At 70.8% G+C, this 14,625-nt stretch carries 14 protein-coding genes; 2 read left to right on the plus strand and 12 right to left on the minus strand.

Annotated elements, in window-relative coordinates; genetic code table 11:
• The 11 genes from nusA to H8N03_RS11260 all read right to left on the minus strand — a co-directional run bounded on the left by nusA (position 1) and on the right by H8N03_RS11260 (position 10,753).
• Positions 1-1,512: a transcription termination factor NusA gene (gene nusA, locus H8N03_RS11210; protein WP_187076266.1), complete on the minus strand. Its 1,512-nt coding sequence runs from the start codon at positions 1,510-1,512 to the stop codon at positions 1-3.
• The gene (gene rimP / locus H8N03_RS11215; protein WP_187076267.1) at positions 1,509-2,087 is read right to left on the minus strand and encodes a ribosome maturation factor RimP; all 579 of its coding nucleotides are present in this window, start codon (positions 2,085-2,087) and stop codon (positions 1,509-1,511) included. Before rimP ends, nusA begins: the two co-directional genes overlap by 4 nt.
• Positions 2,088-2,249: 162 nt before the next feature.
• The gene (locus H8N03_RS11220) at positions 2,250-2,819 is read right to left on the minus strand and encodes a hypothetical protein (protein WP_187076268.1); all 570 of its coding nucleotides are present in this window, start codon (positions 2,817-2,819) and stop codon (positions 2,250-2,252) included.
• 1 nt (position 2,820) lies between these two features.
• A complete protein-coding gene (locus H8N03_RS11225; protein ID WP_187076269.1) occupies positions 2,821-3,447 on the minus strand; it encodes a nucleotidyltransferase family protein in 627 nt (208 codons plus the stop codon).
• Positions 3,444-4,577, minus strand: a complete 1,134-nt coding sequence (locus tag H8N03_RS11230; RefSeq protein WP_187076270.1) for a vWA domain-containing protein — start codon at positions 4,575-4,577, stop codon at positions 3,444-3,446. The genes H8N03_RS11225 and H8N03_RS11230 overlap by 4 nt, the downstream gene beginning before the upstream one ends.
• Positions 4,571-5,464, minus strand: a complete 894-nt coding sequence (locus tag H8N03_RS11235) for an AAA family ATPase (protein WP_187076271.1) — start codon at positions 5,462-5,464, stop codon at positions 4,571-4,573. Before H8N03_RS11235 ends, H8N03_RS11230 begins: the two co-directional genes overlap by 7 nt.
• Positions 5,461-6,039, minus strand: coding sequence for an SRPBCC family protein (locus H8N03_RS11240; RefSeq protein WP_187076272.1), 579 nt, complete (start codon positions 6,037-6,039; stop codon positions 5,461-5,463). The genes H8N03_RS11235 and H8N03_RS11240 overlap by 4 nt, the downstream gene beginning before the upstream one ends.
• Before the next feature lie 3 nt (positions 6,040-6,042).
• Positions 6,043-8,451, minus strand: a complete 2,409-nt coding sequence (locus H8N03_RS11245; protein WP_187076273.1) for an aerobic carbon-monoxide dehydrogenase large subunit — start codon at positions 8,449-8,451, stop codon at positions 6,043-6,045.
• A 9-nt stretch (positions 8,452-8,460) separates the two neighbouring features.
• The gene (locus tag H8N03_RS11250; RefSeq protein WP_187076274.1) at positions 8,461-8,949 is read right to left on the minus strand and encodes a (2Fe-2S)-binding protein; all 489 of its coding nucleotides are present in this window, start codon (positions 8,947-8,949) and stop codon (positions 8,461-8,463) included.
• A 17-nt stretch (positions 8,950-8,966) separates the two neighbouring features.
• Entirely contained in the window at positions 8,967-9,830 is an 864-nt protein-coding gene (locus tag H8N03_RS11255; protein ID WP_187076275.1) for an FAD binding domain-containing protein, read from the minus strand.
• Between the two features lie 137 nt (positions 9,831-9,967).
• Positions 9,968-10,753 (minus strand): LytTR family transcriptional regulator DNA-binding domain-containing protein, encoded by a 786-nt coding sequence (locus H8N03_RS11260; protein ID WP_187076276.1) that lies wholly within the window; start codon positions 10,751-10,753, stop codon positions 9,968-9,970.
• Positions 10,754-10,871: 118 nt separating this feature from the next.
• Here H8N03_RS11260 and H8N03_RS11265 point away from each other — a divergent pair, with 118 nt between their 5' ends.
• Both H8N03_RS11265 and H8N03_RS11270 read left to right on the plus strand, forming a co-directional pair.
• The gene (locus tag H8N03_RS11265) at positions 10,872-12,272 is read left to right on the plus strand and encodes a selenium-binding protein SBP56-related protein (protein ID WP_187076277.1); all 1,401 of its coding nucleotides are present in this window, start codon (positions 10,872-10,874) and stop codon (positions 12,270-12,272) included.
• The gene (locus tag H8N03_RS11270; protein ID WP_187076278.1) at positions 12,269-12,916 is read left to right on the plus strand and encodes a hypothetical protein; all 648 of its coding nucleotides are present in this window, start codon (positions 12,269-12,271) and stop codon (positions 12,914-12,916) included. Before H8N03_RS11265 ends, H8N03_RS11270 begins: the two co-directional genes overlap by 4 nt.
• Positions 12,917-12,991: 75 nt before the next feature.
• Here the strand turns inward: H8N03_RS11270 and H8N03_RS11275 are convergent, their stop codons facing one another.
• Complete coding sequence (locus H8N03_RS11275; protein WP_187076279.1) at positions 12,992-14,617, minus strand: ABC transporter ATP-binding protein; 1,626 nt, start codon at positions 14,615-14,617, stop codon at positions 12,992-12,994.
• Between the last annotated feature and the right edge of the window lie 8 nt (positions 14,618-14,625).

Below are 14,625 nucleotides of genomic sequence, written 5' to 3' on the forward strand. Positions count from 1 at the left end.
TTATTCATGGGTCGCAGCAGCGGGCTGGTTGCTGAACCAGTGCTCGCGCGCCTTCATGATCAGGGCCTTGGCTTCATCGGCGGTCTGGCCGGTGATATCCGTGAGTTCGTCGACGGCCAGGTCGGCCAGGTCGTCGCGGGTGTGCACGCCGTTCTCGGCGAGCTTGGCAATGAGCTGCGGGTTCAGCCCGTCGAGGTCGCGCAGGTCCTGCGAGACTTCCTCGACGCTTTCCTCGCGCTGGATCTCCATCGTCAGGAGCGCGTCCTTGGCGCGGGTGCGCAGCTCGTTGACGGTGTCCTCGTCGAAGGATTCGATCTCCAGCATCTCGGAGATGGGCACGTAGGCCACTTCCTCCAGGCTGGTGAAGCCTTCCACGATCAGGATGTCGGCGATCTCCTCGTCGACGTCCAGCTTCTCCATGAACAGCGCGCGGATCGTGGACTGCTCCTCGGCCTGCTTCTGCGCCGACTCGTTCGCATCCATGATGTTGATCTTCCAGCCGGTCAGCTCGGAAGCCAGGCGCACGTTCTGGCCGCCGCGGCCGATGGCGATCGCGAGGTTCTCCTCGTCGACCACCACGTCCATCGCGTGCTTCTCCTCGTCCACGACGATGGAGGTCACGTTGGCGGGCGCCAGGGCGCCGATCACGAACTGCGCCGGGTCTTCCGACCACAGCACGATGTCCACGCGCTCGCCGGCGAGCTCGTTGGTCACCGCGTTCACGCGGGAGCCGCGCACGCCGACGCAGGTGCCGATGGGGTCGACGCGCTTGTCGTGCGAGACCACGGCGATCTTGGCGCGCGAACCGGGGTCGCGGGCGCAGCTCTTGATCTCCAGCAGGCCCTGCTCGATCTCCGGCACTTCCTGGCGGAAGAGCTCGATCATGAACTCGGGCGCCGCGCGCGACAGGATGATGGGCGCGCCGCGCAGCGTCAGGTCCACTTCCATGATCATGGCGCGGACGCGGTCGCCGTTGCGCAGGTTCTCCTTGGGGATCATCTCGGCGCGGCGCAGGCGTCCCTCGACGCGGCCGCTCTCGACGATGATGTCGCCCTTGTCCATGCGCTTGACGGTGCCCACGAAGATCTTGTCGCCGCGCGACATGAAGTCGTTCAGCAGCATCTCGCGCTCGGCGTCGCGGATCTTCTGCAGGATCACCTGCTTGGCGGCCATGGCGCCGATGCGGCCGATCGGCAGCGACTCGACGCCTTCCTCGATGTACTCGCCGGGCTCCACCTCGCCCTCGCCGCCCACGCGGTCCTTGGCGTCCATCAGCAGTTCCTCGGCGTCCGGGTTCTGCAGGCCCTGCTCGTCGGGCACGACCAGCCAGCGGCGGAAGGTCTCGTAGTCGCCCGTGTCGCGGTCGATGGCGACGCGGATGTCCACCTCGCCCTGGTACAGCTTCTTGGTGGCCTGGGCAAGGGCGGCTTCGACGGCGCCGAAGACCACGTCGCGCTCGACGTTCTTCTCGCGCGAGATGGCGTCCACCAGCATCAACAGTTCGCGATTCATTTCCCTTGCTCCTGAACCCCGGCGCGCTTGCGCCCCTTGAAATCCACAATCGGTGCCAGACGCGCCTCCTTCAGCTCGTCCAGCGTGAAACCCAGGACCTGCACCGGCGCAGGTTCCTTCTTCTTCTTCGAGACCTTCTGGCCCGGCTTGGGGGCCGGCTCGTCGCTCCAGCTCACCTGCCAGCCCCTGCCGTCGGCCGCCTGCTCCAGGGTGCCCCGGAACTTGCGGCGGTTGGCGGCGACCTGCCCGGCCGCTGCGGCACCCATGGGCGCCTTGAGCGTCACGTCGACGACTTCGCCCGCGTAGCGCTCGAAGTCGCGCTCGTTGCGCAACGGACGATCGATGCCGGGCGATGACACCTCGAGGCGCTTGTAGTCGACTTCCTCGACTTCCAGCGTGTACTGCAGCTGGCGCGTGACGCGCTCGCAGTCCTCCACGTTCACGAACTTCTCGTCACCGGGCTCCCACGGGAAGTCGATGGTGACGCGCAAGGTTCCTCCGGCGGAACGTTCGAGTTCCACCAGTTCGTAGCCGAGTCCGGCGACGGTTTGGGCGACGATGTCCTGCAGAGCCAAGTTCGTGAGTCGATCAGCCAAAAAAAACGGGCGGTTGGTACCCGCCCGTTTGGTCGTGAAGCCGGTATTGTAACGAGGATCGCCTTGTGCTGCAAGGCTCCACGGGCGGCGCGCGGCCCGTGGCGGGCGCGGATTTCCTAGCTGGCAGCCGCGCCGCGCTTTTCAAGTGCTCCCGCCCGCGTGCGGCGCGGGGCCGAAACTCAGCCGGATCCACGCCTGCACGAGGCTCACGCTCGCCACCATGCCCCACACCATGCCCGCGGCCATGCCGGCGAGGACGGCGGGCGCATCGCGCACCGCCTGCACCCAGCCCGCGAGCTCCAGGAACACGAGCGAGCCCGCCGCCATGCCCACCACCATCCACGCGGAGCAGACCACGTTCTGGCCCAGCCGGGCGCAGAGCTGGCGGCGGCAGCCTCGGCGCACGCGCGGCATCAGCGGCACGACCAGGAGCCCGCCGGCCAGCATGCCCACGTGGGCCAGCGGGAGCTGGCTCAGGTGCAAGGCCAGCATGCCGGCGAAGTCGGTCGGGCCGGAACACAGGGCGGCGAGCACCTGCAGGCCGCCGGACCGCGCATCCAGCGCCAGCCCGCCCCCCATGCCGAGGGCGCCGAGGAGCAGCATCCATTGCGGCGAGGTGAGCCCGCCGCGCGCGGGCCGCAGCCGCGAGAGCACCAGGAGCCCGGCGAGCACCAGCGCCACTCCCAGCGCCGTCCAGGCGAGCGCGGACACTTCACGCCTCCACCGGCTCGGCGAGCCGCTGCAGCACCCGCTCGTAGTCCGCGGGCGTGTCCAGGTCCGTGGTGAACCGGTCGTGGACGGCGTCGTGGTACCAGGTCTCCTCCGGGTACTGGGCGGCCAGCTTGCGGCAGCCGACCAGCCGCCGCCCCGCTGCGACCTCCGGCGCGTAGGCTGCGGCGAACACGATCGGATTGCCGCGCTGCCCCCCATGGCGCGGGATGACGATCGAGTGGTCCGCGTGGGCGGCGTAGGCGTCCATCAGCTCCGCGACGTCGGCCGCCGTCAGCAGGGGCAGGTCCCCCGGACAGACGAGGATGGCATCGGTGGCGCGCGCGAGAGCCGCGACGCCGGCCGCCACCGAGCGCATCTGTCCGTCCTCGTGCCGGAGGTTGGGCTGCAGCGTGACGGGCAGGTCCGCCAGCACCCGCATGACCTCGCGCGCCTGGTGGCCGGTGACGACCACGGCCTCCTGCACGCCCGCCGCGAGCACTGTGCGCACCGTGCGGCGCACGAGCGGCTCGCCCTGCACGGGCAGCAGCAGCTTGTTGGGGCCTCCCATGCGGGAGGACGAGCCCGCCGCCAGGACGACGGCGGAGAAGCGGAAGGCGGGATCGTTCATCGCAAGGCCTCCAGGAGTTCCGGCAGCACGGCCTCGATCGCGGCGAGGCTCGCGCCGGGGGCGTGCAGGTCGAGGTACGGCAGAGCCGCCTGCATGCCGCGGGCGAGCGGCGCGTAGCCGGGGAGCGCGGCGAGCGGGTTCAGCCACACGATGCGGCGCGCGCGCCGGCGCAGCGCGGCGAGCGCGGTCGCGAGCTGCTCCGGCTCGCCCGTGTCGTAGCCATCGCTCAGCACGAGCACCGCGGTGCGCGCATGCACCAGGCGGCGCGCGTGTTCGCGGTTGAACTGGGCCAGGCTCTCGCCGATGCGCGTGCCGCCGCCCCAGCCCTGCGCCAGCAGGTGCAGGCGCTCCTGCGCGCGCCACGGATCGGGGTCGCGCAAGGCGTCGGACACCGCGGTCACGCGCGTGTGGAAGATGAAGGTGTGGACGTCCGCCAGCTCGCCGCTCAGCGCGCGCGCCAGGCGCAGGTAGAAGAAGCTGTACGCGGCCATCGAGCGGCTCACGTCGAGCAGCAGCACGAGCCGCGGCCGCACGCGCCGCGGCGCCTTCCAGCACAGGTGGAAGGGCGTGCCGCCGCTGGCGATGCTCCGGCGGATCGTGGGCGCCAGCGCAAGGCGGTGCCCGCGGCGCGCACGCGCCTCGCGGCGCAGCTGCACATGCCGGAGCCGGCGCGCGAAGCGGCGCATCAACGCTTCGATCTCGAGGAGCTGCTCGCCCTCGTGCAGCTCGCGGAAATCGGCGGAGGCCAGCGATTCGGCAGGGCTCGCCGCGTCGCGCGGGCTCGCGCCCTCGCCGGCGCGCCGCCCGCCCTCCCCGCCCCGGGGCGACGGGACACCGGCGCCCACCTCCACGCTGCGCCGTTGCGGCGCGGCCCAGCGGTTGGCCGGAAGGAACCAGGCATCGAACAGGGCGTCGAAGCGCCGCCACTCGTCCGCGCGGCCGCACAGCAGGGCCTGCAGCGACCAGCGCAGCAGCCGGGGATCGAGCACGCCGACGAGGGCGGCCGTGCGCAGCACCTCCACGGCGTCGCCGGCGCCCAGCGCGAAACCGTTGGCGTGCAGGAAGCCGGGGAAGCCCGCGAGGCGTTCGCTCGCCCGCGCCTCCAGCGGCAAGGGCGCGAGATTCAACATGCGGCCGCCAGCCGGGCGACCGTCTCCCGCGGCAAGGCGGTGCGGTCGACCCGCGTCTTCACCAGCGCGCCCAGGGTCTCGAGGATGCGGTCGGTGCCGTCCCGGTCGATGGCGGTGATGCCCAGGCGCAGCAGGGCCGCGGTCCAGTCCAGGGTCTCCGCGATGCCCGGCTTCTTCTGCAGCTCGAGCCGCCGCACCGCCTGGACGAAGGCGACGATCTGCCGCGCGAGGCCGGGCGCCGCCTGCGGCGCCTTCATGCGCACGATCGCGAGCTCCTTCTCGTGGTCCGGGTACTCGATGTACTGGTAGAGGCAGCGGCGCCGCAGGGCGTCCGACAGTTCGCGCGTGCCGTTGGAGGTGATCACCACGTGCGGCCGGCTGGTCGCCCGCACCGTGCCCAGCTCCGGGATGGAGAGCTGGAAGTCGGACAGGAGCTCCAGCAGGTAGGCCTCGAAGGCCTCGTCGGCGCGGTCGACCTCGTCGATCAGCAGCACCGGCGGGTCCGCGCAGCTGATCGCCTCCAGCAGCGGCCGCCGCAGCAGGTAGCGCTCCGAGAAGATGTCCTTCTCCTTCTGGCCCAGGTCCCGCCCGTCGTCCTCCAGCAGCTTGATCGCGAGCAGCTGGCGCTGGTAGTTCCACTCGTACATCGCCGACTGCGCATCCAGCCCCTCGTAGCACTGCAGGCGGATCAGGCGCGCCTGCTGGATCGCGGCGAGCGCCTTCGCGACCTCGGTCTTGCCGACCCCGGCGTCGCCTTCGAGCAGCAGCGGCCGGCCGAGGTCCCGCATCAGGAGCAAGGCGGCGGCGAGCGCGGGCTCGGCGATGTAGCCGGCGGCCGCCAGCGCCTGCTGCAGTCGGGCCACTTCCTGCATGCGGCCACCCGTCATGCCCGCCGGGCGAAGAGCTGCTGGAACCAGCCGCGCACCATCGCCCACAGGAGGGCCAGGCCGTTGAGCTCGCGCGCGGGCTCCGCAGGCGCGGGCGCGGGGCGTGCCGCCTCGGGCTGCACCGACGGCAGGCGCTCGCGGAAGTTGGCGACGAACTGCTGCAGCACCTGGTCGGCCACGCCGGACATCAGGCGCCCGCCGAAGGTGGCGGCCTTGCCGCTGACCGACACCTCGCTGTTTCCCAGCAAGGTGCAGGACGCCGGGTCCACCGGCTCGATCCGCGCCTGCAGGTCCATGGACGCGCCGGACGTGCCGGTCGTGTCCGTGCCGCGCGCCATCAGCCGCAGCATGCGTGCCTCGGGATCGCAGGCGACGACCTCCACTTCGCCGCGGAACGCGAGGCTCGCCGGCCCCAGCTTCACCGTCACGGTGCCCTTGTAGTGCGTCGCGTCCACGCGCTCCGTGATGCGCGCGCCCGGCATGCAGCCGGCGACGGCCTCCACGTCCTGCAGCAGCGCCCACGCGGACGCGGCCGGCGCCGCCAGCGCATACGACTTCTCGAGCTGCACCTTCATGGCTCAGCCCTCGTGCCTGTCGATGCCGAGCGCGTGGCATTGCTGCCAGACCCGGAAGGCGCTGTGGGGCATGTCCATGTGCGTGACCCCGAGGTGCGCGAACGCATCGACCACCGCGTTGCTGATGCAGGGAATGCCGCCCACGTGAGGCGACTCCGCCACCCCCTTCGCGCCCAGCGGATGGTGCGGCGAAGGCGTCACCGTGTGGTCGGTCTCCCACTTCGGCGTCTCGACGGCCGTGGGCAGGAAGTAGTCCATGAGGCTGTTGCCCAGGTGGTTGCCGTTCTCGTCGAACGGCACCTGCTGCCCCAGCGCCACCGCGAAGGCCTCGGTGAGGCCGCCGTGGATCTGGCCCTCGATGATCATCGGGTTGATGCGCGTGCCGCAGTCGTCCAGCGCGTAGAAGCGCCGCACCTTCACCTCGCCGGTGAAGCGGTCGACGTCGACCACGCAGACGTAGGCGCCGAAGGGATACGTGAGGTTCGGCGGGTCGTAGTAGGCGACCGCGTTGAGGCCCTGCTCCATGCCTTCGGGCAGGTTGCCCTGGTGGGCGGCCATGCAGATCTCCTTCATGGTCTTCGCCTGGCCCGGGTTGCCCTTCACGGTGAAGCGGTCCACCTCCCAGTCGAGGTCGCCCTCGCCCACTTCCAGCAGGTGCGCGGCGATCTGGCGCGCCTTCTCCTTGATCTTGCGCGCCGCCTTGGCGGTGGCCGCGCCCGACACCGGCGTGGAGCGCGAACCCCAGGTCCCGGCGCCGTAGGGCGCCTTGTCCGTGTCGCCCTCCTCGACCACGATGTCGCTGGCCGGCAGGCCCAGTTCGGTCGCGATGATCTGCGCGTACGTCGTCGCGTGCCCCTGGCCCTGGCTCATGGTCCCGAGCCGGGCGATGACGCCGCCGGTGGGATGCACGCGGATCTCGCAGCTGTCGAACAGGCCGATGCCCAGGATGTCGCAGGCCTTGGTCGGGCCGGCGCCGACGATCTCCGTGAAGGTGGAGATGCCGATGCCCATCAGCTCGCCCTTCGCGCGCTTCTCCGCCTGCTCGCGCCGCAGCCCTTCGTAGTCCACCGCCGCGAGCACCTTCTCCAGCGCCGGGACGTAGTCGCCGCTGTCCAGCGTCCAGCCCAGGGACGTCGTGTACGGGAACTGCTCCTTCTGCACGAAGTTGCGCCGGCGGATCTCCGCCTTGTCGATGCCGAGCTTCTGCGCCAGCACGTCGATCATGCGTTCGATCAGGTACACCGCCTCCGTCACCCGCAGCGAGCAGCGGTAGGCGACGCCGCCCGGCGCCTTGTTGGTGTAGACCGCGTCGACCCGGCAATACGCGTTCGGGATCGCATAGGAACCGGTGCAGATGGAGAACAGCCCGGCCGGGAACTTCGTCGCCGACACGTGCGAGTTGAACGCGCCGTGGTCCGCCAGCGCCGTGAAGCGCAGGCCCTTGATGCGCCCGTCGGCGTCCGCCGCGAGCTCGCCGACGCCGTGGTAGTCCCGCGCGAACCCGGTGGTGGAGATGTTCTCGATGCGCGACTCGATCCACTTCACCGGCACCCCGGTGACGATGGAGGCCACGATCGCCACGACATAGCCTGGATACACCGGCACCTTGTTGCCGAAGCCGCCGCCGATGTCCCCGGCCACGACGCGGATCTTGCTCTCGGCGATGCCCGAGAGCATGGCCAGCACGGTCCGCACCAGGTGCGGCGCCTGCGTGGTCAGGTAGACCGTGAGGTTGCCGGTGGCCTTGTTGAACGAGGCGACGCAGCCGCAGGGCTCCAGCGGGCAGGGATGCACGCGCGGGTTCAGGATCTCCTCGCGCACGGTGACCGCCGCACCGGCGAAGGCCGCGTCGGCCGCCGCCTTGTCGCCCGCTTCCCAGGTGAAGATGTGGTTGGGATGCGTGCGCGGCCCGTGGCCCACTTCCTTCTTCTCGGCGATGTCCTCGCGGATGACGGGCGCGTCCGCGGCCATGGCCTTCTTCGGGTCGACGATGGCGGGCAGTTCCTCGTAGTCGACCTCCACCAGCGCGGCGCCGTCCGCGGCCGCGTAACGGTCGGTGGCCAGCACCATCGCGACTTCCTGCAGCTGGAAGCAGACCTTCCCGTCCGCCAGAACGGCCTGCACGTCGCCGCCGAGCGTCGGCATCCAGTGCAGGTTGACCGGTTTCAGGTCGTCGGCGGTGAGCACCGCCACGACGCCGGGACAGGCCAGAGCCTTGTCCTTGGCGATGCCGCGGATGCGCGCGTGCGCGTACGGGCTGCGCACCAGCGCGCCGAACAGCATGCCCGGCAGCTTCACGTCGTCCACGTAGCTGCCCTGCCCGCGGATGAAGCGGGCGTCTTCCTTGCGCAGGAGCGAGGTGCCCAGGCCCTGCAGCTTGTCTTCGCGTTCGCGGATCTCGGACAGGTCCATGGCAGCTCCTCAGGCCGGCTGGGCGGCCGCGAGCTTGCGCGCCGCCGCCTGCACCGCCTTGACGATGTTCTGGTAGCCCGTGCAGCGGCACAGGTTGCCGGAGATCCAGTAGCGGATCTCGTCCTCCGTGGGGTCCGGGTTCTCCTGCAGCAGCCGGTACGCGCGGGTGAGCATGCCCGGCGTGCAGAAGCCGCATTGCAGCCCGTGCTGTTCGTGGAACGCCTCCTGCAGCGCGTGCAGCACGCCGCCCTGCTCCAGGCCCTCGACGGTGAGCATCTGCGCGCCGTCGCACTGCACCGTGAGCATCGTGCAGGCCTTCACCGACATGCCGTCCACGTCCACCGTGCAGGCGCCGCAGTGCGAGGTCTCGCAGCCGATGTGCGGGCCGGTGTGCAGCAGCCGCTCGCGCAGCGTGTGGACCAGCAGTTCGCGCGGTTCCACCGCGACGTCGACGTCCTTGCCGTTCAGACGGAACGACACCACCTGTTTGTTCGCCATGTCCTGCTCCTTGGTGCTCAGGCCGCGCGCGAACGCGCACGCAGCAGGGCGCGACGGGTCATCTCGCCCGCCATCGCCCGCTTGTAGTCGGCGTCGCCGCGCTGGTCGGCGACGGGGTCGCAGATCTCCATGGCCAGTTGCGCCGCCTCCGTGAGGGCGGCCTCATCCAGCCGGCGGCCGACGAGGGCCTGCTCCGCATCCCGCGCCTTCAGCGGCGTGGCGCCGACGTTGGTCAGCGCGATGCTGGCGGCCGCGATGCGCTCGCCGTCCATGCGCAGGAGCACCGCGGCCGCCGCCGTGGCGAAGTCGCCGATCTTGCGCTTGAGCTTCTCGTAAGCCCAGCCCGTGCCCGGCGGCGGGATGGGCACCTCGATGCGCGTGAGCACCTCGCCGGGCTGCAGCGCGGTCATGTACGGTCCCTGGAAGAAGTCGGCCGCGGCCACCATGCGCTCGCCGCCCGCGCCCCGCACCGCGAACGCGGCATCCAGCGCCAGCATCAGCGCCGGGTGGTCGTTGCCGGGATCCCCGTGCGCGAGGTCGCCGCCGACCGTGCCGCGATAACGCACCTGCGGGTCGGCGATCGCGCGGGCGCCTTCCACCAGCAGCGGCACCTTCTCGGCCAGCAGCTTCGACCAGACGAGGTCGTTCTCGGTGGTCATGGCGCCGACGTGCAGGGCGCCGCCCACCTCCGCGATGCCCCGCAGGTCCGGGATGCGCCCCAGGTCCACCAGGTGCGCCGGCGCGGCGAAGCGCAGCTTCATCATGGGCAGCAGGCTGTGGCCGCCGGCCAGCGGCCGGGCGTCGTCGCCCAGGCGCACCAGCAGCGCGATCGCGTCGGCCAGGCTGGCGGGGGCGTGGTACTCGAAGGCACTGGGAATCACGTGCGTCTCCTCGTGCGGCCGGCAGGCCCGGGCGGAGGACTGTAGGCACGCCGCCGGTGCACGCGCGGACGGCGCAACCAACGGCGGTCCGGCTGCACGAACGGCAGCCGGGCTGCACGAACGGGGGGCGGAGGCTGCTACGGATGCGTGGGGATGCCGCCGGCGAGCCCCAGCTGCTCCAGCAGGTGCGGCGCGCTGGCGCGGGACACGGGGATGTCGACCGGCGTGCTGCCCATCATGCGCAGCATCAGGCGGCCGTCGTCGCGCACGATCTCGTCCACCTGCGCGAGGTTCACAATGTAGCTGCGGTGCACGCGCAGGAAGGCCTGCGGGTCGAGCCGGCTCTCCAGGTCGCCGATCGCCAGGTTGCAGAACTGTGCGCCCTGGGGCGTGTGCACCCAGGTGTAGTGGCCCTCGGACCGGATGAAGGACACCGCGGGCACGTCCACCAGCAGCACGCGGTTCTTCTTGATCGTCGGGATCTTGCGCAGGCGGCGGCGCTCGGAGCCGCGGGCCGGGTCGTCCTCGGCCTTGTGGCTCACCACCTCGGTGATGTCGTAGAAGACGAGCGTGTAGCCGGTGGTCGCGCCCTGGGCGTCGCCGATCTTGGACACCTTGATCAGCAGCACGCGGTCGGGGATGTTGATCATCAGCGCCATCGGCGGCGCGTTCATCACGGGGCATTCGGCCTGCCCGAGCAGGAACTTCAGCTTGGCGCGCGCGGCCTCGGGATGGAAGGACGTGACGATCTTGCCGAAGGGCAGCTTCTCCTGCACCGGCAGGCTGCGCCGCGCGAAGTCGTTCATGCCCACGACGCGCAGCTCGCGGTCGACGTTCACCACGCCCACGTCGAACCGCTCCAGCAGGTACAGCCAGGAGCTGGAGGGCGCAGCCGGCTCGGCGCCGTAGGGGCAGGTCTTCACGGAGGAAGCCAAGCTACTCCGATCGCCGGCGGCCCGCAAGCGCATTTGCGCGGTCCGGCCGGCTTGACTCCGCGCGCGAACGGTCCACCATCGCAGTCCCCCGTCCGAGGAGCCTGCCATGACCGAACCGCTGCGCCCGGACCCGACCTTCCACCCCTCGCCCCGCCTGGCGATGGAGGCCGAGCCCGAACATCTCTGCTACACCGCCCTGCTCTCGCCGGACCGCTCGCGGCCCGACGCGATCGCCGTCGTCGACGTCGACCCCGGCTCGCGCAAGTACGGCCAGGTCCTGACGAAGGTGGACCTGCCGAACAAGGGCGACGAGCTCCACCACTTCGGCTGGAACGCCTGCAGCTCGGCGCTGTCGCCGCTCACCGGCCACGCCTTCCTGCAGCGGCGCTACCTCATCGTGCCGGGCATGCGCTCCTCGCGCATCCACGTCTACGACACGCAGCCGGACCCGGCGCGGCCGAAGCTCGTCAAGACCATCGAGCCCGACGAGATCCTGCGCAAGACCGGCTACTCGCGCCCGCACACCGTGCACTGCGGGCCGGAAGGCATCTACGTCAGCACCCTCGGCGGCGCCGGCCCGGACGGCACGCAAGGGCCGCCCGGCATCTTCATCATGGACTGCCAGACCTTCGAGGTGCTGGGACGGTGGGAGATCGACCGCGGGCCCCAGAAGCTGCACTACGACTTCTGGTGGAACCTGCCGCGCGACTACATGGTGTCCAGCGAATGGGCGCTGCCGCCGCAGTTCGAGAACGGGATCGTCCCCGAGGACCTGCTGGGCAACAAGTACGGCCATGCCCTGCACTTCTGGGACCTGCGCGATCGCAAGCACGTGCAGACGATCGACCTGGGCGCGAACCACCAGATGGCGCTGGAAGTGCGGCCCGCGCACGAGCCCACCAGCGAGTACGGCTTCGTCGGCGTGGTCGTGGATACGACCAACCTGGAGGGTTCCATCTGGACCTGGTACCGCGAGAACGGCAAGTTCCACGCGCGCAAGACGATCACCATCCCGCCGGAACCCGCGAAGGCGGACGTCCTGCCCCCGCTGCTCAAGGGCTTCGGCGCGGTGCCGCCGCTGGTGAGCGACATCGACCTGTCGCTGGACGACAAGCACCTGTACGTGGCGTGCTGGGGCACGGGCGAGCTGCGTCGGTACGACGTGAGCGACCCGATGGAGCCGAAGCAGACCGGCAGCGTGCGCGTGGGCGGCATCGTGCAGCACGCACCGCATGCGAACGGCAAGCCTTTCGGCGGCGGGCCGCAGATGATCGAGATCAGCCGCGACGCGAAGCGCGTGTACTTCACCAACTCGCTGTACAGCAGCTGGGACACGCAGTTCTATCCGGAAGGCATCCCCGGCGTGCAGGCGATGTGCAACGCGAACGGCGGCTTCGCGCTGGACAAGGAGTTCTACGTGGACTTCGGCGCGGGCTACGGCGCGCACCAGGTGCGGCTGCAAGGCGGCGACTGCTCCACCGACTCGTTCTGCTACCCCTCGGCTTGAGCACCGCGGCCGCGCTCTGGGCCACCGTCGTCGCGCTCGGCCTCTACCACGGGCTCAGCCCCTCGATGGGCTGGCCGCTGGCGGTGGCCAACGGGCTGGCGGAGCGCCGAGGCGCGGCGGTGTTCCGCACGGTGCTGCCCCTGGGCGGCGGCCACTTCGCCGCGATGGCGGTGGTGCTCGTGCCGGTGGCCTTCCTCGGCTGGCTGGTGGAATGGAACCGGCCGATCCGCCTCGGCGCGGCCGGGCTCGTGCTGGCCTTCGGCCTGGCACGGCTCGCCTGGCGCCGGCATCCACGGGCGCTTGCGCGCATCGCGCCCAGCCGCCTCGCGTGGTGGTCCTTCCTGATGGCGACGGCGCACGGCGCCGGGCTGATGCTGGTGCCTTTCCTGCTGGGCCTGTGCGGGCCGGAAGATGCGGCGCACGCGCGCTTGCAGTCCGCCCTGGCCCGTTCCGACCTGGCAACGGCCTTGCTCGTGGCCGTGGTGCACACCGTCGCGATGATGGTCGCCGGCCTGTGCATGGCGTGGGCGGTCTACCGCTACCTGGGCCTGCAGTTCCTGCGCAAGGCGTGGTTCAACCTGGACCTGGCCTGGGCGGCGAGCCTGGTGCTGGCGGGTGGGGCGGGACTCTGGATGGCGCTGTGACCGTAGGCTGGGTTGCGCGGATGCGCACCCCAGCGTTGCGTCAAAGTGCTGGGGTTCGCTGGCGCGAAACCCAGCCTACGAAGCCGCAGCGACCAAGGCCTGCGTGTACGGATTGCGCGGCCGGCGCAGGACGTCTTCGACCGTCCCGGACTCCAGCACCTGCCCGTCCTTCATCACCAGCACGTCGTGCGCCATCGCCCAGATCACGTCCACGTCGTGGGTGATCAGCAGGTAGGACAGGCCGCGTTCGCGCTGCAGCCGCTGCAGCAGCTTCAGCACCTGCTTCTGGATGGTGACGTCCAGCGCGCTCGTGGGTTCGTCCAGCACCAGCAGCTGCGGCTCGACGATCAGCGCCCGCGCGATGGCGAGGCGCTGGCGCTGGCCGCCGGAAAACTCGTGCGGGTAGCGACCCAGCAGGCCCGGAAACTGCGCTTCGGTCAGTCCCACTTCCTCCAGCACGCGGTAGACGCGCTCCCGGCGCTGCTCCTCGGACAGCGACGGCTCGTGCACCAGCAGGCCTTCGCCGACGATCTCCTCCACCGTCATGCGCGGAGAGAGCGAGGAGAACGGGTCCTGGAACACCACCTGCACGAGGCGGCGGATCGCCCGGTTGTCCGCGCTGTCCGGCCCCCACTGCTTGCCCACCACCTGCAGCTCGCCTTCGTGCGGGATCAGGCCCAGCGCCGCGAGCGCCATCGTGGACTTGCCCGAGCCCGACTCGCCGACGATGCCGAGCGTGCCGCCGGTGGGCACCGCGAACTTCGCGCCCTGCACCGCGACGAAGGCACCCTTGCGGAACCAGCCCTTGAAGCCGGGGAGCGGCACCGGGTAGCTCACGCGCAGCGCGTCGGCCTGCATCATGGGTGCGGCGCCCGGCTGCGGGTCCTGCACGTCGCGGGCCGGGCGGCTCTCGATCAGCTTGCGGGTGTAAGGATGCTGCGGCTGCTCGAACACGGAGGCGACGGGGCCCTGCTCCACGAGGTGCCCGCCTTCCATGACGGCGACGCGGTCGGCGAAGCGCCGCACCAGGTTCAGGTCGTGCGTGATCAGCAGCACCGCCATGCCGGTCTGCCGCTGCAGGTTGGCCAGCAGCTCGAGGATCTGCTGGCGCAGCGTCACGTCGAGCGCCGTGGTCGGTTCGTCCGCCAGCAGCAGCCGCGGCCGGCAGGCCAGCGCCATGGCGATCATGGCGCGCTGGCGCTGCCCGCCGGAGAGCTGGTGGGGATAGGTGCCGGCGCGGCGCGCCGGCTCGGGAATGCCGGTGGCGGCCAGCGCCTCGATCGCGGCGTCCCACGCCTGCTTCGCCGACAGGCCCTGCTTCAGCTGCAGCACCTCGGCGATCTGGTCGCCAACCGTGTAGACCGGGTTCAGGGCCGTCATCGGCTCCTGGAAGATCATGGCGATGTCGTCGCCGCGGATGCCCAGGAGCTGGCGCTCGGAAGCCTGCAGCAGTTCGACGGGCTGCCCGCCCGGCTTGGCGGGAGCCAGGCGCGCCGACCCCGTGATGCGCGCGTTGTGCACGAGCCGCACCAGGCTCAGCGCCGTGACCGTCTTGCCGGAGCCGGATTCGCCGACCAGGGCCAGCTTCTCTCCAGGCGCGATGGCGAGGTCCACGCCGTGGACCACTTCCTTGCCGCCGAAGGCGACGCGGAGGTCCTTCACCTGCAGCAGCGGCGGCAACGCGTTCTTCTGTTCATGCATGTTCAGGA

The organism is Ramlibacter cellulosilyticus (assembly GCF_014297465.1).
GTDB classification, from domain to species: domain Bacteria; phylum Pseudomonadota; class Gammaproteobacteria; order Burkholderiales; family Burkholderiaceae_C; genus Ramlibacter; species Ramlibacter cellulosilyticus.

Excerpts from the sequence above, each read along its gene's own strand:
- H8N03_RS11235 (WP_187076271.1), bottom strand. The coding sequence starts at position 5,464 with ATGACGGGTGGCCGCATGCAGGAAGTGGCCCGACTGCAGCAGGCGCTG.
- nusA (WP_187076266.1), bottom strand. The coding sequence starts at position 1,512 with ATGAATCGCGAACTGTTGATGCTGGTGGACGCCATCTCGCGCGAGAAG.
- H8N03_RS11250 (WP_187076274.1), bottom strand. The coding sequence starts at position 8,949 with ATGGCGAACAAACAGGTGGTGTCGTTCCGTCTGAACGGCAAGGACGTC.
- H8N03_RS11275 (WP_187076279.1), bottom strand. The coding sequence starts at position 14,617 with ATGCATGAACAGAAGAACGCGTTGCCGCCGCTGCTGCAGGTGAAGGAC.
- H8N03_RS11240 (WP_187076272.1), bottom strand. The coding sequence starts at position 6,039 with ATGAAGGTGCAGCTCGAGAAGTCGTATGCGCTGGCGGCGCCGGCCGCG.
- H8N03_RS11265 (WP_187076277.1), top strand. The coding sequence starts at position 10,872 with ATGACCGAACCGCTGCGCCCGGACCCGACCTTCCACCCCTCGCCCCGC.
- H8N03_RS11225 (WP_187076269.1), bottom strand. The coding sequence starts at position 3,447 with ATGAACGATCCCGCCTTCCGCTTCTCCGCCGTCGTCCTGGCGGCGGGC.
- H8N03_RS11245 (WP_187076273.1), bottom strand. The coding sequence starts at position 8,451 with ATGGACCTGTCCGAGATCCGCGAACGCGAAGACAAGCTGCAGGGCCTG.
- H8N03_RS11230 (WP_187076270.1), bottom strand. The coding sequence starts at position 4,577 with ATGTTGAATCTCGCGCCCTTGCCGCTGGAGGCGCGGGCGAGCGAACGC.